The organism is Streptomyces coacervatus, assembly GCF_029223485.1.
GTDB classification, from domain to species: domain Bacteria; phylum Actinomycetota; class Actinomycetes; order Streptomycetales; family Streptomycetaceae; genus Streptomyces; species Streptomyces coacervatus.
Window position 1 is genome coordinate 733,415 of sequence record NZ_JARHTP010000003.1, and the last position, 26,118, is coordinate 759,532.

16 protein-coding genes, 1 other RNA gene and 3 pseudogenes are annotated in these 26,118 nt (G+C 69.4%); 7 read left to right on the forward strand and 13 right to left on the reverse strand.

Translation table 11 applies throughout. The annotated features are described in order from the left end of the window. The first annotated feature begins 31 nt into the window (after positions 1-31). The gene (locus P2Q00_RS10760) at positions 32-616 is read left to right on the forward strand and encodes an ATP-binding protein (protein WP_275771885.1); all 585 of its coding nucleotides are present in this window, start codon (positions 32-34) and stop codon (positions 614-616) included. Here the strand turns inward: P2Q00_RS10760 and pglX are convergent. Together pglX and pglW are read right to left on the reverse strand one after the other, a co-directional pair. Further along, positions 543-4,148, reverse strand: a complete 3,606-nt coding sequence (gene pglX, locus P2Q00_RS10765; RefSeq protein WP_275771812.1) for a BREX-2 system adenine-specific DNA-methyltransferase PglX — start codon at positions 4,146-4,148, stop codon at positions 543-545. The two genes, P2Q00_RS10760 and pglX, sit on opposite strands and share 74 nt — an antisense overlap. Beyond that, positions 4,145-8,848, reverse strand: coding sequence for a BREX system serine/threonine kinase PglW (gene pglW / locus P2Q00_RS10770; RefSeq protein ID WP_275771814.1), 4,704 nt, complete (start codon positions 8,846-8,848; stop codon positions 4,145-4,147). The genes pglX and pglW overlap by 4 nt, the downstream gene beginning before the upstream one ends. Before the next feature lie 443 nt (positions 8,849-9,291). On the opposite strand from pglW, the gene P2Q00_RS10775 reads away from it, so the two are divergent. Then, entirely contained in the window at positions 9,292-11,103 is a 1,812-nt protein-coding gene (locus tag P2Q00_RS10775; RefSeq protein ID WP_275771817.1) for an HNH endonuclease, read from the forward strand. Between the two features lie 91 nt (positions 11,104-11,194). Here P2Q00_RS10775 and P2Q00_RS10780 read toward each other — a convergent pair whose 3' ends face one another. From P2Q00_RS10780 to P2Q00_RS10805, 5 genes and pseudogenes are all read right to left on the reverse strand, one after another. After that, a complete protein-coding gene (locus P2Q00_RS10780) occupies positions 11,195-13,081 on the reverse strand; it encodes a DUF2075 domain-containing protein (RefSeq protein WP_275771819.1) in 1,887 nt (628 codons plus the stop codon). 278 nt (positions 13,082-13,359) lie between these two features. Continuing rightward, positions 13,360-13,762, reverse strand: an RNA gene (rnpB, locus tag P2Q00_RS10785) — RNase P RNA component class A. Positions 13,763-13,880: 118 nt separating this feature from the next. Further along, positions 13,881-14,663 (reverse strand): annotated as a pseudogene (locus P2Q00_RS50935) (DMT family transporter); the annotation flags it as partial. Between the two features lie 22 nt (positions 14,664-14,685). Beyond that, positions 14,686-15,507: a helix-turn-helix transcriptional regulator gene (locus P2Q00_RS10800; RefSeq protein ID WP_275771823.1), complete on the reverse strand. Its 822-nt coding sequence runs from the start codon at positions 15,505-15,507 to the stop codon at positions 14,686-14,688. 77 nt (positions 15,508-15,584) lie between these two features. Next, the gene (locus tag P2Q00_RS10805) at positions 15,585-16,214 is read right to left on the reverse strand and encodes a TetR/AcrR family transcriptional regulator (RefSeq protein WP_275771825.1); all 630 of its coding nucleotides are present in this window, start codon (positions 16,212-16,214) and stop codon (positions 15,585-15,587) included. A gap of 53 nt (positions 16,215-16,267) precedes the next feature. Here P2Q00_RS10805 and P2Q00_RS10810 point away from each other — a divergent pair, with 53 nt between their 5' ends. Then, positions 16,268-17,824 (forward strand): FAD-dependent monooxygenase, encoded by a 1,557-nt coding sequence (locus P2Q00_RS10810; protein ID WP_425579534.1) that lies wholly within the window; start codon positions 16,268-16,270, stop codon positions 17,822-17,824. Between the two features lie 33 nt (positions 17,825-17,857). Beyond that, positions 17,858-18,022, forward strand: a pseudogene (locus P2Q00_RS10815) (MerR family DNA-binding transcriptional regulator); the annotation flags it as partial. A 10-nt stretch (positions 18,023-18,032) separates the two neighbouring features. On the opposite strand, the pseudogene P2Q00_RS10820 reads toward P2Q00_RS10815, so the two are convergent. From P2Q00_RS10820 to P2Q00_RS10830, 3 genes and pseudogenes are all read right to left on the reverse strand, one after another. Further along, a pseudogene (locus tag P2Q00_RS10820) lies at positions 18,033-18,185 on the reverse strand (AraC family ligand binding domain-containing protein); the annotation flags it as partial. Next, on the reverse strand, positions 18,182-18,760 hold the full coding sequence (locus P2Q00_RS10825; RefSeq protein ID WP_275771829.1) for a Uma2 family endonuclease: 579 nt from the start codon (positions 18,758-18,760) through the stop codon (positions 18,182-18,184). The gene P2Q00_RS10825 and the pseudogene P2Q00_RS10820, both read right to left, overlap by 4 nt. Before the next feature lie 272 nt (positions 18,761-19,032). Continuing rightward, on the reverse strand, positions 19,033-20,466 hold the full coding sequence (locus tag P2Q00_RS10830; RefSeq protein WP_275771831.1) for an RNB domain-containing ribonuclease: 1,434 nt from the start codon (positions 20,464-20,466) through the stop codon (positions 19,033-19,035). 75 nt (positions 20,467-20,541) lie between these two features. On the opposite strand from P2Q00_RS10830, the gene yaaA reads away from it, so the two are divergent. Continuing rightward, positions 20,542-21,324 carry a peroxide stress protein YaaA gene (yaaA, locus tag P2Q00_RS10835; protein ID WP_275771835.1) on the forward strand — a complete coding sequence of 261 codons (783 nt, stop codon included), beginning with the start codon at positions 20,542-20,544 and terminating at the stop codon, positions 21,322-21,324. 132 nt (positions 21,325-21,456) lie between these two features. Then, positions 21,457-22,104: a bifunctional 4-hydroxy-2-oxoglutarate aldolase/2-dehydro-3-deoxy-phosphogluconate aldolase gene (gene eda, locus P2Q00_RS10840; protein WP_275771837.1), complete on the forward strand. Its 648-nt coding sequence runs from the start codon at positions 21,457-21,459 to the stop codon at positions 22,102-22,104. Here the strand turns inward: eda and P2Q00_RS10845 are convergent. From P2Q00_RS10845 to P2Q00_RS10855, 3 genes are read right to left on the reverse strand one after another with little or no spacing between them, the layout of a single operon-like run. Continuing rightward, positions 22,079-23,248 carry a bifunctional RNase H/acid phosphatase gene (locus P2Q00_RS10845; RefSeq protein ID WP_275771839.1) on the reverse strand — a complete coding sequence of 390 codons (1,170 nt, stop codon included), beginning with the start codon at positions 23,246-23,248 and terminating at the stop codon, positions 22,079-22,081. The genes eda and P2Q00_RS10845 overlap by 26 nt on opposite strands. Positions 23,249-23,259: 11 nt before the next feature. Further along, a complete protein-coding gene (locus tag P2Q00_RS10850) occupies positions 23,260-24,003 on the reverse strand; it encodes a zinc ribbon domain-containing protein (protein ID WP_338059304.1) in 744 nt (247 codons plus the stop codon). Beyond that, on the reverse strand, positions 24,000-24,857 hold the full coding sequence (locus P2Q00_RS10855) for a Nif3-like dinuclear metal center hexameric protein (protein WP_275771843.1): 858 nt from the start codon (positions 24,855-24,857) through the stop codon (positions 24,000-24,002). Before P2Q00_RS10855 ends, P2Q00_RS10850 begins: the two co-directional genes overlap by 4 nt. A gap of 223 nt (positions 24,858-25,080) precedes the next feature. Between P2Q00_RS10855 and P2Q00_RS10860 the strand changes: the two genes are divergently transcribed. Further along, positions 25,081-26,118, forward strand: a 1,038-nt coding sequence (locus P2Q00_RS10860) for a hypothetical protein (protein WP_275771844.1), incomplete at its 3' end; no start/stop codon positions are given.

Consider the following 26,118-nt stretch of genomic DNA (forward strand, 5'->3'; position numbering starts at 1 on the left):
CATGAAGTCAGCAACTCCCCCGAACGGGCATATGCCACAACGTCCCGCACCCGAACGCGAGTTCACCATGCGCTTCACCTCCACCCCACGCGGTGCCCGCCTCGCCCGCCGACTCGTATCGCACCGCCTGAACGACTGGGGCCACCCGTACGCGACCCCGGTCAACGAGACACTCACCCTCATCACGGCGGAACTCAGCGCCAACGCCGTACGACATGGCCACGTCCCCGGCCGGGACTTCCACTTGCAACTCTCCCTGGCCGAGGGCACCTTCCGCATCGAGGTGACTGACACCCGCGCCGAGAAACAGCCCCCGTCCACTCCCCCGGCACCCGACTCGGCATCCGAGTCCGGCCGCGGCCTCCACCTCGTCGCCGCCCTCGCGCACGACTGGGGCGTCACTCCTCGCCCGGCCGCTCCCGGCAAAACGGTATGGGCGGAGCTTCGGGTACCGACCGGAGGCCGTCCGCACACGCACCCGGCGGCCCCTCGTCCGACCGACTCGGTATCGGCGCACGGGCACAACACCGAGTCGTTTCCGGCTACTTCTTTACAGCGGCGCGACGGCCTCGCGTTGCGGCCGGGGGCTGCCAGTTACGGAGATCGTCGTCCGTGAGTCCGTGCTCGCCCTGCTTCTGTTGACGGTAACCAGCGAAGAAGTCCGCCGGGGAACCGCTGTAGAGCATGTCGAACTCGTTGTGCCACTGGGACAGCCACGGCTGGAGTTCCAGCAAACCGGCGAGGAACGGCGTGATCTCCTCGGTGGACAGCGCGGTGTTGGTGAAGTACGTGGCAAGAGCCTGCGCCTGCTCCCGGTGGTCCCAGCCGGCCCACCCGTACAGCTCGGGGGTGGCAGCGTTGGTCTGCCCGTAGGAGACGAACCGCTCCTTGGGCACGTCGAGCTTGCCGCGTGCCTTCCAGTAGGAAGCGCGGAGGAAGTCGGCCGAGGTGTACTTCGGCGGCACGGGGATGGAGTCTCGGATCTTCCGCTTGGCAGGTTCGTCCGGGGCGGCGTCCTCCTTGCGCTGTAGGTCCCACACCTCTTCCCAGTCGACACGCTTCTTCATGCCCGACGGCTTGTACCGCAGGGCGGAGAGGAACGGCACGTGCTCGTCGGTGATCAGCTCGGCGACGACCTTCGCGAGTTCCGTGCGGGGCGCGTAGAGCTTGGCGACGGAAACGAAGCCTTCGTCGCGCGAGAGCGCGTCGGTAAGTCGGGCCAGGGTGAGGATGATGGGCTGACCGTTTTCGTCGAACCAGTGGGCGCGGTCCTCCATCCGGTCGAGCAGCCAGGAGCGCAGGGCCTTCTCCTGGAGCGCGCCCCAACCTTCTGTAACCCAGCGGCGCTTGTATTCGGGGCGCTCGATCATGCCGATGGCGCGGTTCGACTCAATGGCGTCGATGCGTTTCTGGACGACCTCGCGGTAGGGGGCGGGCCAGTGGGTTGGGATCTCCGTGATGGGGGTGGAGTTGTGCCGCTTGAACCACTCGTCGCTGGCCTCGCCTGCGGCTACGCGGCGGGCCAGGACGATTTCGAAGGCGCGCTCGCCCAAAGCAAGTTCGGGGATGTTGGGATCGTCGGGGTCATTGGAGACGCGGAGGTCTTCGAGGTGGAGGTTGTAGAGGGAGTAGACCTGCCAGTCCAGTTCCTCCTGAAGGGCCATCATGCGGGCACGGGTGGTCTCCCACTCCTTGCGCGCCTCACGGACGGTAGCGGCTGTGAGGGTGGCGCCTTCGGGCACGGCGGAGAGGCTGGTCGCGGAGAGTCGCTGGACAAGGGAGTCGAGGGCGGTAGCGAAGGCGACAGGGTAAGCGCTAGGGATCGGGAACTCTAGAAGCTTGGTTCCCGTAAATTCATAGCTCCAGGACCAGGGCTGATCCGACTGACCACCGCCAGATTCAGGGCTTCCCCCCTTTGGATAGCTAACCATTTTAAGCCAAAATCCGGCGGTAGAACTATTGAGCAATCCAACTAGCCGCAGATGCTCCTCTTCAGTTGCTCCTTCCCGCAGCTTGATAACTGGTGCAGTTTGCTTGAATACCTTCCCGCCCCGATCCAATGAGAAGTGATTGTGTGTAGCCACAAAGGGGAAGGTAATTGACAGCGGTGTCCGATAAGCCGAGGAAGTGTACTGCATATAGTCCCACCACTGGAGACCGGCAGCCGCCATGTCCCCCTGGAAGGTCCGCCGCGCTTGCAGTACCCGACGATAAGGCCAGAGATCCACCGCAAGATCACCTACCTGCAATTCCTGCGCGTAGGGAAACCAGATTGCCTCTTCAGGGGAGGCGTCCCAATCACGCACCACTTCGCCGACCATCAGAGGACGTAGACCTGCGCGGTTAGCAACTACCCGATAGCCGCTGCGCAGTGGCCTAATGTACGCCTCATCAGCACTCGCGCGGATGGCGCGACCGATGGGTGGCTCAACAGCCGTCTTCATCGTTTGCACGCGGGCTTGCTCAAGCCTTTCAACCATCTCCAAGCCGCCATCAGCCAGGATCCATGGCTGCTTCGCAAAGTAGCGTCGCCGCTCCAAATCATCGACGGATACCCACTGACTTACGGTTCCCGGCTCGTCGATCTGATCTTCAATGGCGCTCCATACGAACCCGTCTTTTCCGTCTTTCGGCGCAGACGGCTCACCCTGAACACTTCGAATCGTGCGGATAGTCCGCGAACGCCCACTTCCCTCACGCCGCCTGCCGACAAGGATCACGGTGGGCGTCCCATGGCCTGGAATATAGGCGCCAGAAGTGTCGATGACCTCCGTGAGTTCGACTTGATCACGGAAGTAGTTCTCGATCAGACGGGTTCCAAATTCTCGCTTAGTGAAAGAGTTGGCCGTGATCTGTCCGACCAAACCATATCCACATCCCTCACCATCCCCCCTCTTGGCCAATTCGAAGAATCTCTGAGCGAACGGTACCGAGAGTGCATAGGTTCCACCGCACGCGTCATACAGCTCTCGATACAAATCGTTCAGCTTCTTGTCCTTCACCGTGATATACGGCGGATTCCCCACGACCACGTGATAGCGCCCCTGCTGCAAGATCCCCGGATGCTCGTGAACGTCCTCCGTGGCGTAAGTGAACGAAGCCAGCGGGTCGTCTACGCCGTCCTCATCGCCCCCCAGTGTCAGTTCCAACTGCCGAGCCTTGATGAGTGAGTCACCGACCGCCAGATGAATCGGCCACTCGTACTTCGCTGCCTCAGCCATCGTCCGTACGCCGCTCGCCGCCATCGCCGCAACCAGCAATCGGAAGCGTGCAATGGCCACTGCGAACGGATTCACGTCGACACCGTGTACCGAGTCCAGAGCGGCTTTCACACGCTCGTGTGTGTCCTTACCTGGCTGACCCTCCGCCCACAGCCGCACGAGCCGCCAGAACGCCCCCAACACAAAGTGCCCCGACCCACATGTAGGGTCGATCATCTTCAGTTCCTCGTACCCAAACTCCCGCACCGCAGGATTCATCGTCCGGTCGAGGATGAACTCCTCCACAAACTCCGGCGTCTGGAGCAGCGCGTACGTCTTCCGCGCGGCCTCGCTCAGGTCCTGGTACAGGTCTCCCAGGAACCGCGTGTCCCACCCCTCCGTACCGTCCTCGTTCAGCGGATCGGTGAAGTCGTGGACCAGGACCCCCGCCTCATCCCTCCCCCGCCAGTACTCGACCAACTCCCGCGCACCGTCATGCGAAAGCGGAATCTGGTACAGCGGGTTGTGCCGCTTGTCGAAAAGCAGCCGACCCGCCTGCCCCCGCCCCAGTTCCTCGAACGCCTTCTCCAGCCACCCCCGGTACGTCGGATCCTCGTCCGACTCCACATACGCGTCGTACCGAGACTCCGCCAGCTCCCGCCGGTCACCGTCCGGCCCCGTCAGGTACGGCTCCGGGATCAGCCGGTTGTCCTCGCAGAACCGTACAAAGACACTCCCCAGCACCCATGCCACCGCGACCTGCGTGACCCGCTCGTCCAACCACGAGGTCCACGTCGCCGCCGTACGCCCCAGCTTGCGCGCTTGGTCGTACTCGGCTCTCAGTCGCGCACCGACATCCCCCAGCGCCTTCACCTGGCGCCCAAGGTCGGTCTCGACCGCCTTGACCTGCTGCTTCAGGTCGTCCAACAGAGCCTTGCGGTCGATCACTTGACGTCTCCCTCGACACCACTGGCACTAGCCACAACCTCGCCGGAGCCACGATGGGCGTTGCCCACCCACGTGTCCGGAAGCTGAATCCACTCCCCCAGGCCGGCCTGGTACGGCACAGCCACCTGCCCGAGCCGGGGCTCACGCGAGGGGTCGGCCTGCGGGACCAGGAGCCACAGCCCCCGCCCGCCCCTCCGGGCCGCCGACGCCAGCCGGTCCAGGACGCCCATCGCGTCGTAGCGCGCGAACACCCCGGCCTCCGTCAGCAGAACAGGACCAACAGAACCGGCCCCGCCGCCGTTACCCAGCAGCTCCGCTATCCGGGGTTCCACCGCGCCCCACGCCGTCCGCGTGTACTCCGCGAACCGCACCGCACCCCTCGAACCCGGCTCGGCGGCATCCGCCTTGAGCAAGGTCTCCCAAGTCGGCTTGGTACCCGGCGTGACCTGCGCGTGCAGGGCCTCCAGGAACAGCTCCGTCACCGACACCGAATCCGTGCCCAGCCGCCCAGCGCCGAGCTCCCGCACCGCGTCCCGCACCAGCTGCTGCCGTACGGTCAGCACCCGGTACCCGTCCCGGCGGGCCGACGCCAGCAGCCGTTCCTCCGCGCGCACCGCACCCGCGAGCTGCGGGTCGTCGGCGTACCGCGTCACCGCACCCGTACGCGTCGATTGCCGCCACGCACCCGTCGTCAAGTAGCTCGACGCGTCGTCCACCCGCGTCGGCAAGTAGCGCAGCACGCCCTCGCGTTCGTGCATGTTGAGCGACAGTTCGAAGCCGGCGTCGCGCAACGCCTTGGTGAGCGGGCCGCCCGTCGGCAGTTCGTGGTGCGTGCCGCCACGCCCGTCAGGTACGACCATCTCCGGGAAGCGAGCCCGGACCCGCTCGTGCACGGCCTCGCCGGTCAGACCCGGTTGTTGCCCCTCCGGCATACCCGGGATCCAGCGGACGAGCCCGGCCTGGGTGAGGCGCAACGCCCGTACCAGCGACAGGTCCCGCGGGTAGATCTCCAGACGCGGAGTGGCTGCGGCGTTCACGGACGCCGCAGCCGCCAGCTCCACCATGCGCCGCTCGTCCCAGTCCACCGCACCCGGCGGCACTGTCAGCGCGCCCAGCTCGGCCAGCACGGTCGCCGCCGTCGGCAGTGTGTCCAGCCTGGCGAGCCGGTCGGCCGTCTTGCCGAGACGGGTCGCGTACTCCAGCAGGCCAGGCGCAGTCGGGGTGTCCGGGCCGTCGTTCTCCCGTACGTCGAGGGCGAGCAGGCCGGCGCCCAGGGACTCGTCCGTCGCCTTGCGGTTCGGCTGGTGCTGGAACTCGGCTTCCTGCGGCAGCAGTTGTTCGACCTCGACCACGGCCCGTACGGCCGCCAGCGCCATCGCGCGCCGCTGCTCGCGCCCCGCGAGATGGGTGCCGCGCCGGACCGCCAAGGCGTCCGCGATCTCCACCGCCGAGGCGACCCGGCCCATGCTCACCAGCAGGTCGATGATCTCCTCGCGCAGTGCCTGGACGGCAGGCTCCGCCTTCCAGCGCTTGCGCTCGTCCTTGAGCATCTGCGGGATACGGCCGTGGCTCAGCCCAAGCCCCTCCGCAACATCCTTCTGCTTCGGCCAGACGCCGATGTCCGGCAGGACCCCGTGCTCGTCGGGCAGGCGCAGCAACAGCCGTACCATCTCCGCCTTGTTGCGGTTGGAGCCGTTGTTGTTGACGGCGGGCACGAAGACGGTGGCGAGGGTGTCGAGGCTGACGGAGCGCAGCGTGCGAGGGGACAGCATGCCTGCCGACTCGCCCGTCGCGAGCTGGCCGACGACGGCCGACTCGGCAGCCGTCAGCTGCTCCAGCTCTTCCTTGGCCTCCGCCCGCCCCTTCGGCGTCAGCGGCGAGACAGGGATCTCGCGCAGCCGCTCGCCCCACTCGCGCTGCCGCTGCTGGACCTCGTTGCGGGTCTTGGCGCCCAGCCCAGGGGCGTTGACCAGCTTGCGGCGGCTGTAGTCGAGCAGCTCGCCGACCGTCGTAATGCCCAAGCCGTACAGGAACGACTGGGCGGCGGGCGTAAGCCCGGAGACCGTCAGCGGAGTGTCCCGCGTGACCTCCGCGGCCAGCCGGTCGCGCTGCTGCTCGGCGGTCTCCGGCTCGGCGTCCGCGATCGCCACCGCGGCAGCGCCCTCGGCGGGTGTTCCCTCCCCCGTGGTCGCGGCGGCCGGGTGGCGGGAACGGTGGCTGGACGGGACGGACTGGGAGGCGTCGAGGAAGACCTTGCGCCAGGCGTCCCGCATCGGCTTCAGCTCGGGGAACCGCTTGCCCGCGTCGCGGTGTAGGGCCTTCTGGAAGAAGGCGACGAGTCCGTCCCGTACGGCCGGGTCGAAAGCCTCGGCCGCGATGGTCGGGTACGGCCACTCCTTCGCGTCGGTCATGCGCGGCAGCAGGCTGCCGTCGCCCCACTTGGGCAGCTCGCCGGAGGCCATCTGGTGCAGGGTGACGGCGACGGCGTACCGCTCGGCGTGCGAGTCGTACGAGCCGCGGGTGATGACGTCGACGAAGGGGTCGAGGTAGCCGTCGGTGCCCGCGTTGATGCTCTTCGCCGGGTAGCCGGCGAGGGAGAAGTCGATGAGGACGAGTTCGCGGGTGCGGTTGGGGCGGATGCGGATGGCGATGTTGTCGGGCTTGATGTCGCGGTGCCAGACGCCCTCGCCCTCCAGGAAGTCGACGGCTCCGAAGAGGTAGTCGCCGTACGCCTCCAGCTGGTCGACCTGGAGGCGGCCGTTCTCGCGGAGCTGGCGGGAGACGGTCTCCTCACGGCGGCGCGGGCGTGCGCCGCCCTCGGTGCCCTGTCCGTTGTCGTCGCGCTCGTCGCCGACGTACTCCAGTGCCAGGACGGTACGGCCGCCGATGTGCAGCGGCTCGGGTTCGACGAGGCGGATGATGCCGGAGTGGGGGCGCAGGCGTCCCATGGCCTCGGCCTCGCGGGCGAGGATCTCGCTGCGGCTGTCGGAGAGGGCGACCTTCAGCACGGCCAGCGGGCGAGTCCTGCGGGCTTCCGCCTGAAGGTCGCGGACGAGGAAGGCGCGGCTGGTGGAGCCGGTGCCGAGGCGGCGGCGGATCTCCCACCGGCCGGCGAACACGTCACCGGCGACAGCCTCCAGCGGGTCCTTGTCGGCGGCGGTCTCGTCGTCCTCGTCGGCCGGCCCCTCCGTACCGGTGGCCGCCGGGGCCGGGGCCGTGAGGGAGTCCTCCACGACCTCCAGCAGCTCCAGGAACTCGTCCACGCTGGACAGGCGTTGCCCGGGGCGGTAGGCGGTGGCGGCCTGCACCAGGTCGTCCACGTCCTCCGACAGCCCGTCCACCAGGGAGCTGGGGCGCAGGCCCTCCCCCGCCTCCAGGCGTGCCAGCAACTCGGCCTGGCTGGCGGCCGGGGCCTTGCCGGTGACCAGCAGGTAGGTGAGGACACCGAGCCCGTACACATCGAGGTGGACCGGGTCGGGCTTGAGGGCGGTGAGTTCGGGAGCGAGGTAGGCGTCGGCGTCGTCGGCCAGGTGCATCGCGGACAGGGCGGTCGGCGCGAAGCGGGTCATGCCCTGGCCCTGGGAGGAGTCGCCGCTGCGCTGGGTGGCGATCTGCCAGTCGGAGATCTGGAGGTGCGGGGTGAGCCAGGCGGCCTCCTCCCCCACGGCCCGGCCCTTCCTGCCGCGCGGCCGGGGGACGACGAGCACGGAACGGGCGGCGAGCGCCCGGTGGTGGATACGGCTGGAGTGCGCGGAACGCATGGTCTCGGCGAGCTGGCGGACCAGCGCCATCCGGCCGAGGATGTCCAGCTTCTCCCCGTACTGGACCAGGTACTCGTCCAGCTTCAGGGTGTCCGGGTGGTAGTCGAAGATCAGCGCGGGGCCGGCCGCGTGCCCGGAGGGGAAGTACTGCTTGAGCTCGACCACGCCCGGGTGCTTGAAGCGGCCCAGCACCGCGGCCTCACGCCGGGCGGCGTTCTCGACGGACTGGCGCAGGGAGGCGTCGGAGCCGCGCTCGCTGAGGTAGATGCGGACGCGGGCGGCCTCGGGCAGGTCGCTGTGACGGGCAAGGTAGTCCGCCCAGGTGGGCCCGGAGTCGAAGGACTTCCGCTCCAGCTCGTACGGGCCGACCTTGTACTGCGCGTCGCTCTTGCGGATGCCGATGTGCTTGAGAGCGGTCTCGATCTCGCGGGAGCCGATCGCTGTGATGCGGCGCCGCTCGTCACGCGGGGGCTGCTTGAGCATCTCGACCAGCTGGTGAACGGTGTACACGCCGTTCTGGTCATGGGCGGGCAGCCGTACGCGGAGGCTGTTGTCCGTGAAGCAGACGGCCTCGGCGACCCAGACCCGCTTGTTGCCCGGCAGCGCGAGCAAGCCGGCCAGTTCCTTGGCCTTGCGGTTGACCAGGTGCAGCGGGTTGCCGTGGGTACGGCGGCGGCCACCGGGAGTCGTCTGCACCCAGGTGCCGTTCTCTGACGTCACCGAGCCGTGCCAGTCCTTCAGCTCGATCATGCAGACGCCGCCGGGGGCCACGACCAACAGGTCGACCTCGCGGACATGGCCGGTGTTCGCGGTGAAGGTGAAGTTCGACCAGGCACGCCAGGGGTCGGAATCCGGCAGCCTTTCCCGGATCGCCTCCAGGCCGCGGCGTTCGTGATCGAACTCGGACTCGGTGACCGTGACCCACCGGCCTTCCCGCATGCCTGTTCCCCGCTCCTCGTTTCCCTCGAGGTCGCCTCAGCCCAAGGTCAGACCCCTGACCCAGATCTTAGTGGGTGCCAGTGGCATGAGAAGAGGTCGTGAAGAGCGGGACTACAGGACATTCACCTCACATAGCGAAATACTCTGAGTCGATTTACCCCTCTTGCCCGGAAAGGAAGTTTGCGGGGCAAGCAATGGACTCGATCCAGACATTCAGAGGCACTGCGAGCCGAGCCGCCCTTGCTGCTTCAGGCACTCCGCGGGTCGCTGAGGGCACGCGCGCCGACACTCCCTCCACCACACCCCTTTACCGCGCCAGTCGCGGCAGATCCTTGCGCTTGCACCCCCATGCGCAACAGGGGTGAGGGCGCAGGCGGCCGGTAACGAGGCAACAGGCAGGCATGCGGCGGCACTTGTCATACCTACCTACTAATGTCCTCGACATGGGACTTGGGGATATCACGCGCGCAGGCGTGCTGGCTGCAGTCGCGGAGTGTCAGGGCTTGGGACGCGAAACGTTTCGCCGCCGATACGGCTTCGGCAGGGCATTGACATACGTCTTGGTCGTAGACGGAGACAGCTACGACTCGAAGGCCATAGCCGGCGTAGCTCATCTGTACTCAGCCGGAGCTCTGCTGTCGGCCGACGACTTCAGCGGAGGTGCACGCACAGTGGCACACCGTCTGCGAGCACTCGGCTTCACCGTGGAGGACGGAAGCACCGCTGCGGACCGCCCGCAGCAGGCAGAGCCGCAGATACTCCTCCAGCCTCGCGGCGGGGCTCGGCTTCGAGGGGCACAGAACTTCGCCAAGTCGGTACACCAGGGCATCCGGATCTCGGACATCCAGGATGTGCTCGGTGACCAGGCGACCACACTCAATGCCCTGTATCCAGACGGAATCGCTCGATTGTGGGGTGCCACTCCCACCGCGCAAGCCAACAACGAAAAAGCACGAGCCCTGCGAGATCGTCGTGTCGGTGACGATGTGTATTTCTACACGGCGAACCATTTCTTCGCTCGCGCACGCATTCTCCACCTGTTCACCAGCTCGCCTGTGGCACGGAGGGTCTGGGGAGCCGACAGTGACAACGCCACTTGGGAACACATCATGGCGCTGGGTGACGTCGAGGAATTTCCCACTCCTGTCCTCGCAGCGCCCGTGCTGCGCCAGATGAACGTTCCGGCACCTCTGTGGAGCCTTACTCTGCGGTCCCCCGAGAGCTACCGCAGCGTTCTCCCACTCCTACCGGCGAAGAGCCGGCCGGTGGTTCCGTCACCGCTGACGCCGCCTTCAGCCACAGCCACAGCTGACCAGCTCACCGCGGAGGGTCTGCTGGAGCGGCTCGGCTCCCTCCGCACTCATCGTCAACCAGGAATCAAAACGCCCAGCCGCCACCAGCCATTGGCCCTGCTGTGGGCGATATCCCGGATTTCCGCGGACAGGCCACGCCTGACACCGTGGGCCCTCTTCCGGACGGAGGTGAGTCCGCTCCTCGCCGACTTCGGACTCCCCGGTTCCAAAGTCACTCCCGAGTACCCCTTCTGGCACCTGCGTGGCAGCGACCTCTGGGAGGTGCACGGGATGGAGCGTGACGCCGGTACTGCCCCTGGAACAGGCGCCCTCGACACGCACCAGCCCGTCGCCGGCCTGACCCACACAAGCGCTGAGCTGCTGAGGGACCCCCTTATCCGCCTGCAGGCCGTGATCAAGCTGTGCAGCACGTACTTCGACGGTGTCGACCAGGGTGAGTTGCTCAATCGGGTAGGCCTCGCCGGATACGCCACGGCTGATGGCCTGGTCGACGAGGAGGAGGACGCTGACGGCCAAGAGGGTGTCGCTGCGACCGAGCGTGCGACCGGTCCAGCCGCACGACGGACGCGCACCTCCTCACAGCTTGTTCGCGACGCCGCGATCGCCACGCGGGTCAAGGAGCTGCACGGCCACGCCTGCCAGATCTGCGAGACACGCCTGCAGTACAAGCGCAGACCGTACAGCGAGGCCGCTCACATACGTGGTCTCGGAACGCCTCACGATGGTCCGGACGAGCTGCCGAACCTGCTCTGCCTGTGCCCCAATCACCACGTCCTCTTCGACGGGCTCGAAATCTACGTCGATGTCGACGGCGTCGTGAGGCACACGCACGGGGATGAATCAGCGGGACGGCTTCGTCAGCACAACGGTCATCCCATAGACGAAGCACACCTGGACTACCACCGGACTCTCTGCGAACTCAGCAGGATCACGCGGAGCTGAGCAGGTCACACGACCGTGCCGCTCTGCCACCCTCGATGCGCATCAGAGGTGAGCCGCTCCATGCGCCGAGCCCAGCAGGATCGGGCACGCGTCAGACCGACACGGCCTGTCGTGTCGCTCCACCCACCAACTCCCGCAGCTTCTCCCGCGTCTCGGGATCCGTCGCGTACACAACCGTGCCCACCATGCCCCGGGTCAGAAGCACCTTGTAGGTGTTGCGGATCAAGCGGTCCACGTCGGCGTCGGAGGTGGACCGCTTGAAGACGGGGTCCTTCGACGCTGCCCGGTCGGTCACCCAACGATCCTCGCGCCAGAGCAGGTCGGGGCCGATGATGACGCCGGACCAGTCGTACTCGAAGCCCTGTGCCGTGTAGACGCAGCCGACCTGGCCGAAGCCCGCCGGGTCGGTGGCCCAGAGGGCGGCCGGGGGAGCACCGGACACGGATCGGTCACCGCGCAGGTTCCACGGGCGGGCCCAGTCGCCGATCACGACGTCGGGCGGAAGCGGAGCGCCCGGTTTGGGCTCCGGGGACCAGCGCCAGCTGTAGCCGGCGGACATGCGAGCGCCGTAGCCCTCGGCTCGTCGGGCCTCCAAGAACCCCTCCATTTCCTGAGGGCTGTCGGCGACCAGGAGCTGCATGCGGCCGTCGGATTCCCAGGTGACCGGGCCCCCGGCCTCCAAGCCGAGGAGCCGTACCACCCAGCGCAGGTACGCGTCACTGCCGCCGCAGCGGAACTGGCTGTCCAGAGGGACGACGTGACACGGGATGTCCCGCTTCGCCGCCGCCTCCTCGATGTCGGCCACTGTGCCCATCTCCCCGGGGCGCACCACCTGGTGCTCGTCGAGGAAGAAGACGGGCACGTAGGCAACGTCGATGAGTTCGTCGATCTGTGCCCTGCCGGTACGGTTCTCGGCGCGCGTGTAGCGGTTGGCCGAAGTCTCCCGGATGCGGTGTGCCTCGTCGCAGATCAGGGCACCCAGGCTGTTCTTCTCGGCCGTCATGAAGCTGTTGAAGTACTTGAACAAGTCCTGGACTTCGCGCTTGCGGGCTCCGGCGACCTTCCTCATCGTCTTCGTGAACGACTGCGAGCCGGTGGCGTGCAGTGCCGGGACCCCGCGCCGATAGAGCTCGCCGAGCAATTGGAGAGCGATGACGCTCTTGCCGGTGCCGGGGCCGCCCGTGACGATGACGACTTCCTTGCGGTCGGCATGCTTCGCCTTCTCCACCGCGTTCAGCACCATGCGGTACGCCACCTGCTGCTCGTCGAGGAGGACGAACTGGGTGCGTTCGCGCACCTCTTCAGCGGCCACGGACATGAGCTGCTTCGACGGCACCGTGGCTCCTGCGTGGAGTTCGTCCGCCGCCCGGGCCCCTGGGTGCTTGTCGCTCAGCCTCATACGAAGATGGTCGAGGAAGGCGCCGCGCCGTTCTGCGGTGAAGAGCAGTCCGTGGCCGTCACGTTCGATCTCCCGCAGCCCGGTCACGCCGAACTCGGTGGCGTTGTGCAGATAGGCCACTCCGGCAACCCGGTGCGCATGTTCGGCCACCGCGCCGTTGAAATTGACGAGGTATTCGCAGTAGCGGCGGACCTGCTCGATGGGGTTGAGGACCGGATGGGCATAGGCGTCGACATGGCACAGGGTGGGGTCGTCCTCGTGGGGCAGTGCCTGGCTCCACTGCTTCAGCTCCACCACGACGTAGGACGGCTCTCCCGTGACCGGGTGCGATCCGGCGAGGACGACGTCGGCGCGCTTGCTGTTCAGCGGTAGCGAGTACTCCAGCATGACCTCCACGTCGCCCAGGCCGGCGTCGTTGAGTGCGGTGGCCAGGACGGGGATGCTGCGCTCCCACGAACGTACCTCGGAGGGTCCGGGCCGATAGCCGTGCATGTGGACGAAGTTGTCGGTGAGGTGCAGGAACAGCGAACCGTCGAGTGCCATGACGGCGACCGTTTTCGCGGACGCGCGGAACAGCAAGGACTTCCCCCAGGCAGCACGAAAAGACTCGTGCGGGTGGGGGCATGTCCTTCGAGACTCCACCGGGGTGGAGCGGAAGCCCGTCGGGCCGCGTTGACGATGTGTTTGAGGGTACCTGGCGGTACTGACAGTCGTACCGGTGGTTGCAGTTGCGGCAGCGGACGCCGTGCCCGGTCCTCCCGTGCGTTTGCGCCGACCCCACGCCGACTCGCTATTCCGGGCCATCCGGTTCTTCGTGATCCGGAAATCACGGCCTCTGGCCTGTGGAAATACAGGGGCAGACGAGTCGGGCTATACGCCGGGTTCTGTCACCCGGCCGCCTCGCGGCAGCCGGGGAGACGGCCATCCATCTAGGGCCGGTGTTGCCACCGGCCTCGTGCGGTCTACCCGGGGGCTCGGGCGGGCAGCCCTCGAACGCCTCCGCAGGAGCGCCGGGGCGCTCCCTTTTGACCTTGCTCCGGGTGGGGTTTACCTAGCTGCCCAGGTCACCCTGGGCACTGGTGGTCTCTTACACCGCCGTTTCACCCTTACCGAGGACCGAGGTCCCCGGCGGTTTGTTTTCTGTGGCACTGTCCCGCGGGTCACCCCGGGTGGCCGTTAGCCACCACCCTGCCCTGTGGAGCCCGGACGTTCCTCGGGGAGCCCCTCAAGGGGACTCCACGCGGCCGTCCGCCCGGCTCGTCTGCCGTGTCGACCATGCTACCGGGCGTCCGCCCTTCGCCGGACCGGAGGCGGCCGTCGCCAGGACCGAGCCCGCCAGGATGAGGGTGAAGGCGATCGCGATGCCGAGGGTGAAGGGCTCGTTCAGGAAGACGGCTCCCGCTGCCACCGCTACCGCCGGGTTGACGTACGTGAACACCGTCGCGCGGGTCGGGCCGACCTCCTTGATCAGTTCCAGGAAGGCCACGAACGCCAGTGCCGTGCAGATCACGCCCAGGCCGATCAGGGCGGTCAGGACCGAGGCGGAGGGGACCGATGACGGCCAGGTGGCCGCCGCCGGCGTTGCGTAGACCAGCGCCGCCAGTGCCAGGCACGGTGCCGTCAGCTGCAGTGTCGGTACGTTCTTCAGCCAGCGTGCCGCGATCAACGGTGCCGTCGAGTAACCCAGCACCGTCAACAGGACCTCGCCGAGGGAGCGGGCGTCGCCGCCGGTCAGGTGCGGGACGGTCAGGACGGCTACGCCCGCCAGGCCCAGTCCCAGGCCGGTCATCCGCCGTACGCCCAGGCGCTCCGTGTCTCCGAAGAAGCGGGCCAGCACCACACCCACGATCGGCACGCCCGCGATCAGCAGGCCCGCCGTGGAGCTCGACAGGTGCCGTTCCGCGTCCGTGAGCGTGAACCACGGGCCGATGATCTCGATGCACGCGAAGGCCAGCATGGGCAGCCAGTGCGAACGGACGGTGCGGATCAGGCCGCCCTGCCGTATCGCGAAGGGGAGCAGGAGGAGCGCGCCCAGGGCGCAGCGCGTGAACACCACCATGGACGGGGAGAGAGGGGCGTCCACCGCCACCTTGATCATCAGGTAGGGGATGCCCCAGACGACTCCCATCAGGGAGAACAGGAACCAGCCGCGTGCAGTCATGCAGACAGAATCGGCCGGGTCTCTACCTGGTGTCTTGAACGCTGTTGCGGTACGCCGCCGGGGTCACCCCCAGCACGCGGCGGAACCAACGGGTCAGGTGTGCCTGGTCCGCGAAACCGACGAGCGGGGCCACCTCGGCGGGGCGCAGGCCCGCCTCCAGGAGGCTGCGGGCGCGGGTGACCCGGTGCTGGGCGAGCCAGGCGTACGGCGGTATGCCCATCGTCGTGCGGAAGGCTCGGAGGAGTTGGTAGCGGGACAGTTCCAGGTCCCGGGCGAGGTCGGCCAGGGACGGGGGGTCCAGCAGTTCGTCGGCCAGGCGGTCGCGGACCACAAAGGCGATGCGGTCGGCGCCCGGCACCGTGTCCGGCGCCGGGCGGGCCGTGGAGTGGCGGCGGGCCAGGGCCGTCAGCAGCCATGGGAGGCGGGACTCCGTCTCCAACGGGTCCGGGCAGGCGCTGAGTTCGGTGTGGGCGAGGCGGAGGGCGGCGACCAGCTCTGGGTCGTCGATCACGGGTTCGCGGAAGTGTGGGACGCCGCTGAGGGTGCCGTCCGCGAGGAGGGCGGGGGCGGCGTACAGGGCGCGGTAGGCGTAGCCGTCGGTGGTGGTGTCGGGGCCGCCGGTGTGCATCTCACCGGGGTCGAGGACGATGATCGAGCCGGGGCCGGTGCGGATGTGGCCGCCGCGGTAGTCGATGACCTCGGAGCCGCCGACACAGACGCCGATGGTGTATTCGGCGTGCGCGTGCGGGGCGTAGACGTGCCGGTGGAAGCGGGCGGTCAGCAGGTCGAGGGGCGGGCCGCAGCGGCCGAGGCGCGCGCGGGTCCACAGTGCCAGCTCGCTCACCGGGCGCCCCCCATTCCGTCGTCGTACGGGGTGCAACAAACTCCGGCACTGTTCCATGCCCGGGCCAGCACGGCCGGCTACGGCTCCATCCGCTCCAGCGCGTCGAAGGCCGCCTCCATCCGCGCCCGGTGGTCTTCGATCAGCTCGGCCGCCGGCTCCCCGGCGAGCAGGCGGCGTGCGGTGGTGACGAAGACCGAGCGGTAGGCGGCGACCGTCAGGGCCGCGAGGAGGTGCGGGTCGGCCACGGAGGCCTCCGTGAGGGCCTCAGCCAGGGCCGTTTCCAGCTCCTCCGCGCCTTCGCGGGCGCGGGCCCGTAGGGCGGGCGACTCGATGACGACCCGCCAGAAGGCCGGGAAGCGGTCGCTCACTCCGGCCAACGGGTGTCCCTGGTCGAGGAGTTCGAGTGCCACGCGGCGCAGTGCGGCCAGTGGGGTTTCGCGAGGGCCGCGTCCGCGGACGGCGGCGGCGAAGGTCTCGGCGGCCTCGGGGATGCGGTCGAGGTAGAGGTCCTCCTTGCGCGGAAAGTAGTTGAAGACGGTCATGGCGGAGACGTCCGCGGCCCGGGCGACCTCCGCCACGGTCACCGCATCGAAGCCGCGCTCCTGGAACAGTCCCGTCGCGATGTCGGAGATCCGCTGCCGGGTCTCTCGCTTCTTGCGCTCACGCAGCGGCAGTTCCGCGCCCGTGCGTTCGTTTTCAACTGGCATGAGAAAATTATAGCGAACAAAAAGTTTTAGTGACTACACTCTGACTCATGGACATGAACACATACGACGTGGTGGTGGCCGGCGCCGGGCCCGTCGGGCTGCTGCTCGGCTGTGAGCTGCGGCTCGGCGGGGCTCAGGTGCTGGTCGTGGAGCGGCTGGCCGAGGTGGACGAGACGATCAAGGCGGGCTCGATCAACCTGCCCTCCGCCGAGGCGCTGTACCGCCGGGGGTTACTGCCCGCCCTGGCCGCGGTGCAGGAGGAGGCGATGCGCGCGTTCCGGAAGTTCCGCCGGGCGCAGGGCGAGGACGAGGACGCACCGCCGCCGCCTAGGTTCGCCGGGCATTTCGCCGGTATCTGGCTGCACGGGGAGCTGCTCGACGAGACCGACCCCGAGTTCGCCGGCTCGGGCCCCGCCGAGCGGGTCGGTTTCGTCCCGCAGGCCACGCTGGAGCGGATCCTCGCCCGGCGTGCTGAGGAGCTCGGGGTGGAGGTGCGTCGGCGGGTCGAGCTGACCGGGTTCGAGGCCGACGAGGAGCAGGTGGTCGTACAGCTGACGCGCACCGACGACCTTTCCGTGACGGAGACGGTCGGCGCGGGCTGGCTGGTCGGCTGCGACGGCGGCCGGAGTGTCGTGCGCAAGCTCGCCGGGTTCGACTTCCCGGGGACGGACCCGGAGATCACCGGGTATCAGGCTCTCGTCGAGATGACCGGCGCGGAGGGGCTGAAGAGCGGCTGGAACACGACGGACGTGGGGACGTATGTGCACGGGCCGATGCCTGGGCGGATCCTCACCGTGGAGTTCGACGGGCCGCCCGCCGACCGCCAATCCCCCATCACTGCGAGGGAGTTGGAGGGGAGCCTGCGCCGCGTGACCGGCGTCGAGGACGTCACCGTGACCGCGGTGCACTCGGCGACCCGGTTCACCGACAACTGCCGTCAGGCGAGCAGCTATCGCAAGGGCCGGGTGCTGCTCGCGGGCGACGCGGCGCATGTGCACTCGCCGTTCGGCGGACAGGGGCTGAACCTCGGCGTCGGGGACGCGATGAACCTCGGCTGGAAACTCGCCGCCGTGGTGCGCGGGTCGGCGCCCGAGGGGCTGCTCGACTCGTACACCGCGGAACGGCATCCGATCGGCGCCTGGGTGCTCGACTGGACGCGGGCCCAGATCGCCCTGATGCGGCCCGAGTCGCATGCGCGTGCCCTGCGCGAGGTGATCACCGAGCTGTCGCGGACGGTCACGGGTACGACGTTCTTCGCGAAGAAGATCTCGGGGGTGTGGCAGCGGTACGACCTGCCGGGCGACCACCCGCTCGTCGGCCGCAGCGCCCCCGACCTGGAACTGGCCGACGGCAGCCGCCTCGCCGACCATCTGCACACCGGGCGGGCTCTCCTCCTCGACCTCGCCGACGACCCCAAGCTCCGGGCGCGCGCGGAGGGATACGGCGACCGGCTCACCGTCGTCAGCGCAGGGGCCGCCGGGGCCGCCGAGCAGCCGGAGCTCGCCGGGATGCTCGTACGGCCGGACGGGTTCGTGGCGTGGGCGGCGGACGAGGGGCAGGACGGCGGGGATGCGCTGGAGGACGCCCTGAAGCAGTGGCTCGGTGCTTGACCCTGCCGCGACGTCAGCCTTTCTACTGATGCCATGCGGATCGGAGAACTCGCCGCGACCGTCGGCGTCACCACGCGGACCGTGCGGCACTACCACCATCAGGGGCTGATGCCGGAGCCCGAGCGGCTGGCCAACGGGTATCGCGACTACACGCTGCGGCACGCCGTCGTGCTCGCCCGGATCCGGCGGCTGACCGAGGCGGCGCCGCATGGCCGCCGCGGTAGTCGATGACCTCGGAGCCGCCGACACAGGCGCCGATGGTGTACCCCGCGTGGGCGTGCGGGGCGCAGAGGTGCTGTTGAAAGCGGGTGGTCAGCAGGTCGAGGGGCGGCCCGCAGCGGCCGAGGCGTCGGCGGCTCAGAGAAAGTCCGTGGTCTCCAGGTCGAAGGCGAAGGGGGCGGGGAGGGTGAGCGGTTTACCGAACGGGCGGGTGCAGAGCTCCCGGTAGTCGTCCTTCTCCGGGTCGCTGAACAGCGTGACGGAGGCGGCATCGCGGTCGACAAGCAAGTAGAGGGGAATGCCGCCGCGGGCGTAGCAGCGGCGTTTGGCCTCGCGGTCGGCCTTGGGCTTGGTGGAGGTCACCTCCAGCACCATGGCGACGCCATCGCAGGGCATCCAGGAGTCGGCGCCGCCGAAAAGGTCACGCTCAAGGGGCGCGAGGGTGACATCCGGGACCACGTGGTTCTTCGGGCAGGCCTCGCCGCTCCTCAGCCTCAGACCCTTGTTCCCGGAGAAGTCCATCTCGGTCGAAGACCGCTTGATCACTTGCCGCACGATCCGGCTGATGTACTTCTCGTGCTCCCCGTCCGGCGGCGGCGTCACAACGATCTCCCCCTCGATCAACTCGGCCCGGAAACCCTCCGGTGTGTCCAGGGCGAGAAAGCCCTCCAGCAGGACCTCTTCCTGCGTGAGCGGCTCATGGGCCATGGCAGTCATGTCACGCCCCTCCTTCGGTCGCTCGCCAGACTGGGACATCGGAAGATCACCTGTCCAAGAGATCGGCACCCGTTCCCTCGATCGTGGCACACGATCACGGCCCTCGGCAGGTGCCAGCCCGCCCGCTCACCCCTCCCGCAACGTCAGCGTTTCTACTGGTCCCCTGCGGAGCGGAGAACTGGCCGCGACCGTCGGCATCCGCCCCGTCCGCTTCCACGCCGACGACGCCGACACCCTCGTACAGGCGATCACGCAGGCGATCACGCAAGCCATCACGCAGGCGCGAAGCGCACCTTTGCCGCCGCCGGGTCGGCCTGGGTGAGGCGCACCCGGAGTCGTTCGCCCAGCGGCAGGTGTTCGCCCTCGATGCGGCCGATGATCGCCGGGGATTCCAACTGGACGGTGCCGACGGTGGGTTGATGTTCGTCCACGTCCACCACGCAGCCGTCGAACACCTCCCCCACCCGGCCCGCCAGCAGCGCCGCCTCCACGATGTCGACGCACTCGCGCTCGACCGTGCCCGCGCGGCGGCTGCCGTCGGCCATCTCGTGCGGCAGCGTTTCCAGGGCGGCCAGTACCCAGTCGGGCGGGGTCTCGTCCGCCGCCGTCGCCAGGCAGATCTCGGATGCGTACCGGTCGGCCAACCGCCTCAATGGCGCCGTGCAGTGGGCGTACGGCGCCGCCACGGCGGCATGAGTGGTGATGGGCGGGATCCTGGCGTCCTCGAAGACGGTGTAGCCGGCGCCGCGCAGCAGCGTCGTGCACTCCTGGAGGAAGGCCGCGTGGTGCGGGCGGTGCGGGTCGAGGGAGCGGATAAGGCGGGCGTAGGAGACGTGGTGGGGCCAGTCGATGTGCAGCGCTTGAGCGGTGCGGCGGAGGCGGCCCACGGCGCCGTCGGGGGCGGCCGGGAGCGTGCGCAGGATGCCGGTGCCGCCCGCCAGCATGAGATCCGCCGCTGTCATGCCCGTCAGAAGGGAGATCTGGGCGTTCCAGCCTTCGGCGGGAAGCGGCGCCCGGTAGCTGAGCTCGTACGTGTGGTCCCGCTCGGTGATCTCCTGCTCGGGGACGTTCAGCGAGATTCCGCCCCGTTCCACCTCCAGCCGCTCCCGCGCCTCCCCTACCTCCTTGAGCAGCGCGAGCGGCTCCTCGGCCGTCTTGTCGTCGAGCTGCCGTTGTACGCCCTCGTAGTCGAGCTTGGCCCTGCTGCGGACGAGGGCGCGGCGGACGTCGACGGCGGCCTTGCGGCCGTCCGCGTCGAGGTCGATCGTCCAGAGGGCGGCCGGGCGGACCTGGCCGGGCAGCAGACTCGCGGCGCCCTCGCTCAGCAGCGCGGGGTGGAGCGGGATCCGCTCGTCGGGGAAGTAGAGGGTGGTGACCCGCCGGTGGGTCTCCGTGTCCAGCGCCGATCCGGGTACGACGAAGGCGGCGACGTCGGCGATGGCGTACCGGACGCGGTAGCCGGTGCCGTGCCGGGACAGGTGCATCGCCTGGTCGAGGTCGGTGGAGGTGGGCGGGTCGATGGTGAGGAAGGGGATGTCCGTGGCGTCGGTCGGCGGGAGAGTCGGGGCCTTCGCGGCTCGCTCGGCGTCCGACAGCGCCTCCGGCGGGAAGCTCTCGGGCACGCCCAGTTCGGTGCGCAGTGCGGTGAGGGCGGCCCGGAGGGGGGCTTCGGGGGCGCCGGTCACGCGGATGTGGCGGCGGGGCATGTAGCGAGCGTAGGTCGATGTCCCCCGAGTGGCACGCCGTACGCTGTCGCAGAGCTCAACAGAAGGAGATCTTCCGTGCTGGTCCTGCTGCCGCCCTCCGAAGGCAAGGCAACCTCCGGCCGTGGCGCCCCGCTGAAGCTGGAGTCGCTGTCGCTGCCGGGGCTCAGCGCCGCCCGTGAGGCCGTACTCGGCGAACTCGTCGAGCTGTGTGCCGGGGACGAGGAGAAGGCGCGTGAGGTGCTCGGGCTGAGCGAGGGGCTGCGGGGCGAGGTCGCGAAGAACGCCGAGTTGCGGACCGTGGGGGCGCGGCCCGCCGGGGAGATCTACACGGGTGTGTTGTACGACGCCCTCGACCTGGCGTCTCTGGACGCCGCGGCGAAGAAGCGGGCCGCGCGGTCACTGCTCGTCTTCTCCGGGTTGTGGGGTGCGGTCCGGGTGACCGACAAGATCCCCTCCTACCGCTGCTCGATGGGCGTGAAGCTGCCCGGCATCGGGGCGCTGGGCACCCACTGGCGTACGCCGATGGCGACGGCGCTCCCCGAGGCCGCCGGGGACGGGCTGGTGCTGGACCTGCGGTCCTCCGCATATGCGGCCGCGTGGAAGCCGAAGGGCGAGGTCGCCGGGCGGACGGCGAGCGTGCGGGTGCTGCATGCGCCCACCCGGAAGGTGGTCAGCCACTTCAACAAGGCGACCAAGGGACGGATCGTACGGAGTCTGCTGACGGCCGGGATTGCGCCGAAGGACCCCGCCGGGCTGGTCGAGGCACTGCGGGAGCTCGGGTACGAGGTGGAGGCCCAGGCGCCCGCGCGGGCGGGGCAGGCGTGGTCGCTGGACGTGCTGGTGGACGAGATCCACTGAGAGATCAACTCAGAGATCAGCTCAGAGATCAGCTCAGAGATCAGCTCAGAGATCAGCTGCCGGATTCATGATTGCGTTGCAGCATGCGCAATGACCTTTGCGCATGCTGAACCGCTTCGGCACGATGACGCCATGGCCTCATCGCTGCTCGACCTCGCCCCCGTCGTGCCCGTCGTCGTCATCGAGGACGCCGCCGACGCCGTACCGCTCGCGCGGGCGCTGGTGGCCGGCGGGCTGCCCGCGATCGAGGTGACGCTGCGGACTCCGGCCGCGCCGGCGGCGATCCGGGCGATCGCCGACGCGGTGCCGGAGGCGATGGTCGGGGCGGGGACGGTGATCACGCCGGAGCAGGTGACTCAGGCGCTGGCCGCCGGAGCGCGCTTCCTGGTCAGCCCGGGCTGGACGGACGTGCTGCTGGAGGCGATGCGGGCGTCCGGGGTGCCGTTCCTGCCGGGGGTGTCGACCACCTCGGAGGTCGTGGCGCTGCTGGAGCGCGGGGTGCGGGAGATGAAGTTCTTCCCCGCGCAGGCCGCGGGCGGTACGGCCTATCTGAAGTCTCTTGCCGGGCCGCTGCCGCAGGCGCGGTTCTGCCCGACGGGCGGGATCGGTGCGGCGAACGCCCCGGAGTATCTGGAGCTGCCCAACGTCGGCTGTGTGGGCGGGACTTGGATGCTCCCCGCGGATGCCGTCGCCGCCCGCGACTGGGCGCGGATCGAGTCGCTGGCCCGCGAGGCGGCGGAGCTCAAACCGGCTCTCAGCGCAGGTGGGACGTGTCGTTGAAGAGCCGTACGCTCGCGTTGCCGTCCGCGTAGTAGGCCACCGCTGACAGTGCGGCGGCCGACAGCTCCATACGGAACAGGGACTCGGGCGGGGCGCCCAGGGCCAGCCGTACGAACGTCTTGATCGGCGTGACGTGGGAGACCAGCAGGACCGTGCGGCCCGCGTACGCCGCCACCAGCTTGTCCCGGGTGGCCTCGATACGGGTCGCGGTCGCCGCGAAGCTCTCGCCGCCGCCCGAGGGCTGGGCCTCCGGGTCGGCGAGCCAGGCGTTCAGGTCGTCGGGGTAGCGCTCGCGGACCTCGGCGAACGTCAGCCCCTCCCAGGCGCCGAAGTCCGTCTCGCGCAGGCCGTCGTCGATGCTCACGTCGAGGCCGAGGTGGGCGGCGACGATGCCGGCGGTCTCCCGGGTACGGGCCAGGGGCGACGCGGCGATCGCCTGGATCGTCCCGCGCCGGGCCAGCGCGGCCCCGGCACGCTCGGCCTGGTCCCGGCCGACGTCGGACAGGGAGGGGTTGGTGCCGCCGCTGCCCGAGAAACGCTTCTGCGGCGTCAGCGGGGTCTCACCGTGCCGCAGCAGTACGAAGGTTGCGGGCGCGCCCAGGTCGGCGGGGGCCCAGCCGGGGGACGCGACGGCGGTGGCCGCACGGGTGTCGGCCTCGGCGGAAGCAGCCGAAGAAGACGAGGACGCGGCAGCGTCCAGCTCCGCCGTCGACTCCGACGGCGACCACTGCTCGCCCCGCTTCCCCGCGTCCATCGCCTCGTTCGCCAGCCGGTCCGCGTGCTTGTTCAGCTCCCGCGGGATCCACTCGTAGGTCACCCGGTCCGGCGGGAAGACCTGGGCCGCCACGCTCGCCAGCGGCTTCATGTCGGGGTGCTTGATCTTCCAGCGGCCCGACATCTGCTCGACGACCAGCTTGGAGTCCATGCGGACGTGGACCGTGGCGGAGGGGTCCAGTTCGTGGGCGGCGCGCAGGCCCGCGAGCAGACCCCGGTACTCGGCGACATTGTTGGTCGCGACGCCGATGTACTCCGCGGCCTCCACCAGGGTCTCGCCCGTCGCCGCGTCGAGCACGACGGATCCGTAGCCCGCGGGCCCCGGGTTGCCCCGCGAACCGCCGTCTGCCTCGACGATGAACTCCCGCACGGTACAGGCTCCTAGAGGCCGGACTCGGCCGTACGCACCAGGATGCGACGGCAGTTCTCGCAGCGCACCACCGTGTCGGGGGCGGCCGCGCGGATCTCGTTGATGTCGGTGATCGCCAGCTCCTGACGGCAGCCCTGGCAGGTGCGCTGGTACAGCTTGGCCGCGCCGATGCCGCCCTGCTGCTCGCGCAGCTTGTCGTAGAGCTTCAGCAGGTCCGTGGGGATGGCGCCCGAGATGACCTCGCGCTCCTTCGTCGCTGTCGCCACCTCGCCGTCGATCTCCTCGAACGCGGCATCACGGCGCGCGGTCGCGTCGTCGATCTTCGACTGGACGGAGGAGACGCGCTCGTTGAGCTCGGCGAGGCGCTCCTGCACGGACTCGATGCGCTCCATGACCTCCAGGACGATGTCCTCCAGGTCGCCCTGCCGCTTGGCGAGGGAGGCGATCTCGCGCTGCAGGTTCTCCAGGTCCTTCGGGGAGGTGACGGCACCGGAGTCCAGGCGCTGCTGGTCGCGGGCGGCGCGCTGGCGCACCTGGTCCACGTCCTGCTCGGCCTTGGTCTGCTCGCGGGCGGTGTCGCTCTCCTCGGTCTGCGCGGCCACCAGCAGGTCGCGCAGCTGGGTGTGGTCCTTGGTCAGCGACTCGATCTCGGCGTGCTCGGGCAGCGACCGCCGCTTGTGCGCGAGCTGCTGCAGGCGTACGTCGAGGGCCTGGACGTCGAGAAGTCGGATCTGGTCGGCGGGCGCGGCGTTCAGTTGGGGGCTCCCAGTGGTTCAGATGTGGCGGAGGACGCCGCGTGGGCGGTCCAGGGGTCGGTGACCGTCTTCGAGACGTGGACGCGCAGGTCCCATCCCTTCCGGTCGGAGATCTCGTCGAGCTGGGCTGCGGCCAGCTCGCACCAGGGCCACTCGGTGGCCCAGTGCGCCGCGTCGAGCAGCGCGAGGGGGCTTTGGGCGCGGGCTTCCGACGCCGGGTGGTGGCGCAGGTCCGCGGTGAGGAACGCGTCGACGCCGGCCGCGCGTACCTGGTCGAAGAGGCTGTCGCCGGAGCCGCCGCTGACGGCGACCGTACGGACGACCGCCTCGGGGTCACCGGCGGCGCGGATGCCCTGCGCGGTGGCGGGCAGGCGCTCGGCGGCGCGGGCGGCGAACTCGCGGACGGTGAGCGGGTGGTCCAGCTCGCAGATGCGGCCGAGGCCGCGGCGGCCCTCCGGGTCGGTCGGGTCCGGCACCAGCGGTCGTACGACTCGGAGGTCCAGCGCGCCGGCGAGGGCGTCCGAGACGCCCGGGTCGGCCGTGTCCGCGTTGGTGTGGGCGACGTGCAGCGCGATGTCGTTCTTGATCAGCGTGTGCACGACGCGGCCCTTGAAGTGGGTCGCCGCGACCGTCGTCGTACCGCGAAGGTAGAGCGGGTGGTGGGTGACCAGCAGGTCGGCGCCCAGCTTCACCGCCTCGTCGACGATCTCCTGCACCGGGTCCACGGCGAACAGGACCCGGGCGACCTCCTGGTCCGCATCGCCCACGACGGTGCCGACCGCGTCCCAGGACTCGGCCCGCTCGGCGGGCCACAGGTTCTCCAACGCGGCGATGACTTCAGACAGACGGGGCACGGATGAAAGGCTACCTGGCTGATCTGTGCCGCTGAACCGATGTCGGGACCCGGTCGGACCGACCCGGACGGGCGGAACCGCCCCCTCCGGCCTCCCCCAGCACACCCGCCTCCGTTTCCTCAGGCGAATCGCGACCCGGCCACCCTTATGTGTGAAGCCGCAGCCCCCCGGTCCCACGTCTGTGCGTGCGAAAACTAGCTTCGTCGCCGGAGGTGACCAGACCATGACGGCGTGTGCGATCGAGCCCGAGGCTGCCCCCGAGGACGGTGCCCCGCAGGCGGGCTGCACCATCACCTCGGACGGGGCCTATGCCGCCCGCCTCGCGCGGGACGGCGACTCCTGGTTCCCGGAGCGCTGGACGCTGGACGGCCCCGAGCCGTACGCCGTGCCGCTGCCCGGCAACCAGCCCGAGGAGCCCGGCACGGAGGTGCAGCCGATGGGCGACGGGCGGGTCCTCATCCGGCGGCGGGTGGAGGGACGGCATGTCTTCTCCTTGCTGTATCCGACCGGACCGGGCACGGGCGAGCTGCTGATCGGCGCGGTCGAGTGCCCCGACGAGGGCGCCCGGCTGCGGCTGCTGCCGTCGGCGCCGGGCGGTGAGAAGGCGTATGCCCTCGCCGTGGGCCGGCGCTCCAGCACGGTGTGGCTGGTGGCGGGCGGTGCCTTCGGGCCGGAGCATGTGGCGGAGATCCCGGGGCGCTGTTCGGGCGGGGTGTGGCTGGACCGCACGGGGCGGATGCTGGCGCTGGACCGTGAGATCGGCGGCCGGACGAAGGCGATCGTGGTCGATCTGGAGCGCGGTGGCGAGGTCTCTCCCCTCCTTCAGATCGCCGACTCCAGCGACGACCGGCTGCTGCTCGCGGACCCGGACAGCGGTCTGCTGCTGATCCGCTCGGACGCGCCCTCGCCGGGCGAGGAGCGGCTGGGCTGGGGCGTGCTGGGCAGCACGCTGCCCGTGCGCTTTCCCGAGTGCCTACGGCTGCCCGACTGCGCCGTCACGCCCTTCGCCATCCAGCCGGGGCAGGTGCTGATGCCGGAGAGCTGCGGGGTGGCGCTGCGCATCGACGGGCCCGTCGGCAGCTGGGTGGGCCTGTGGCGGCCGGACCGGCGGCAGGTGCACCATCTCCCGGCGCCCGAGGGGTGGTTGGCGGGCGCGGGGCTGTGGACCGAGGACGGGGTGCTCCAACTGCCGTACGCCACGGCCGAGATGCCGTGCGGCGTGGCGCGGGTGGCGGCACCCCCGGGGGAGACGGGGGAATCG

Bases quoted from the DNA above. Each gene is read 5' to 3' on its own strand.
- P2Q00_RS10760 (WP_275771885.1), top strand. From the start codon at position 32: ATGCCACAACGTCCCGCACCCGAACGCGAGTTCACCATGCGCTTCACC.
- pglW (WP_275771814.1), bottom strand. From the start codon at position 8,848: ATGCGGGAAGGCCGGTGGGTCACGGTCACCGAGTCCGAGTTCGATCAC.
- P2Q00_RS10775 (WP_275771817.1), top strand. From the start codon at position 9,292: ATGGGACTTGGGGATATCACGCGCGCAGGCGTGCTGGCTGCAGTCGCG.
- P2Q00_RS10805 (WP_275771825.1), bottom strand. From the start codon at position 16,214: ATGCCAGTTGAAAACGAACGCACGGGCGCGGAACTGCCGCTGCGTGAG.
- P2Q00_RS10810 (WP_425579534.1), top strand. From the start codon at position 16,268: ATGAACACATACGACGTGGTGGTGGCCGGCGCCGGGCCCGTCGGGCTG.
- P2Q00_RS10825 (WP_275771829.1), bottom strand. From the start codon at position 18,760: ATGACTGCCATGGCCCATGAGCCGCTCACGCAGGAAGAGGTCCTGCTG.
- P2Q00_RS10830 (WP_275771831.1), bottom strand. From the start codon at position 20,466: ATGCCCCGCCGCCACATCCGCGTGACCGGCGCCCCCGAAGCCCCCCTC.
- eda (WP_275771837.1), top strand. From the start codon at position 21,457: ATGGCCTCATCGCTGCTCGACCTCGCCCCCGTCGTGCCCGTCGTCGTC.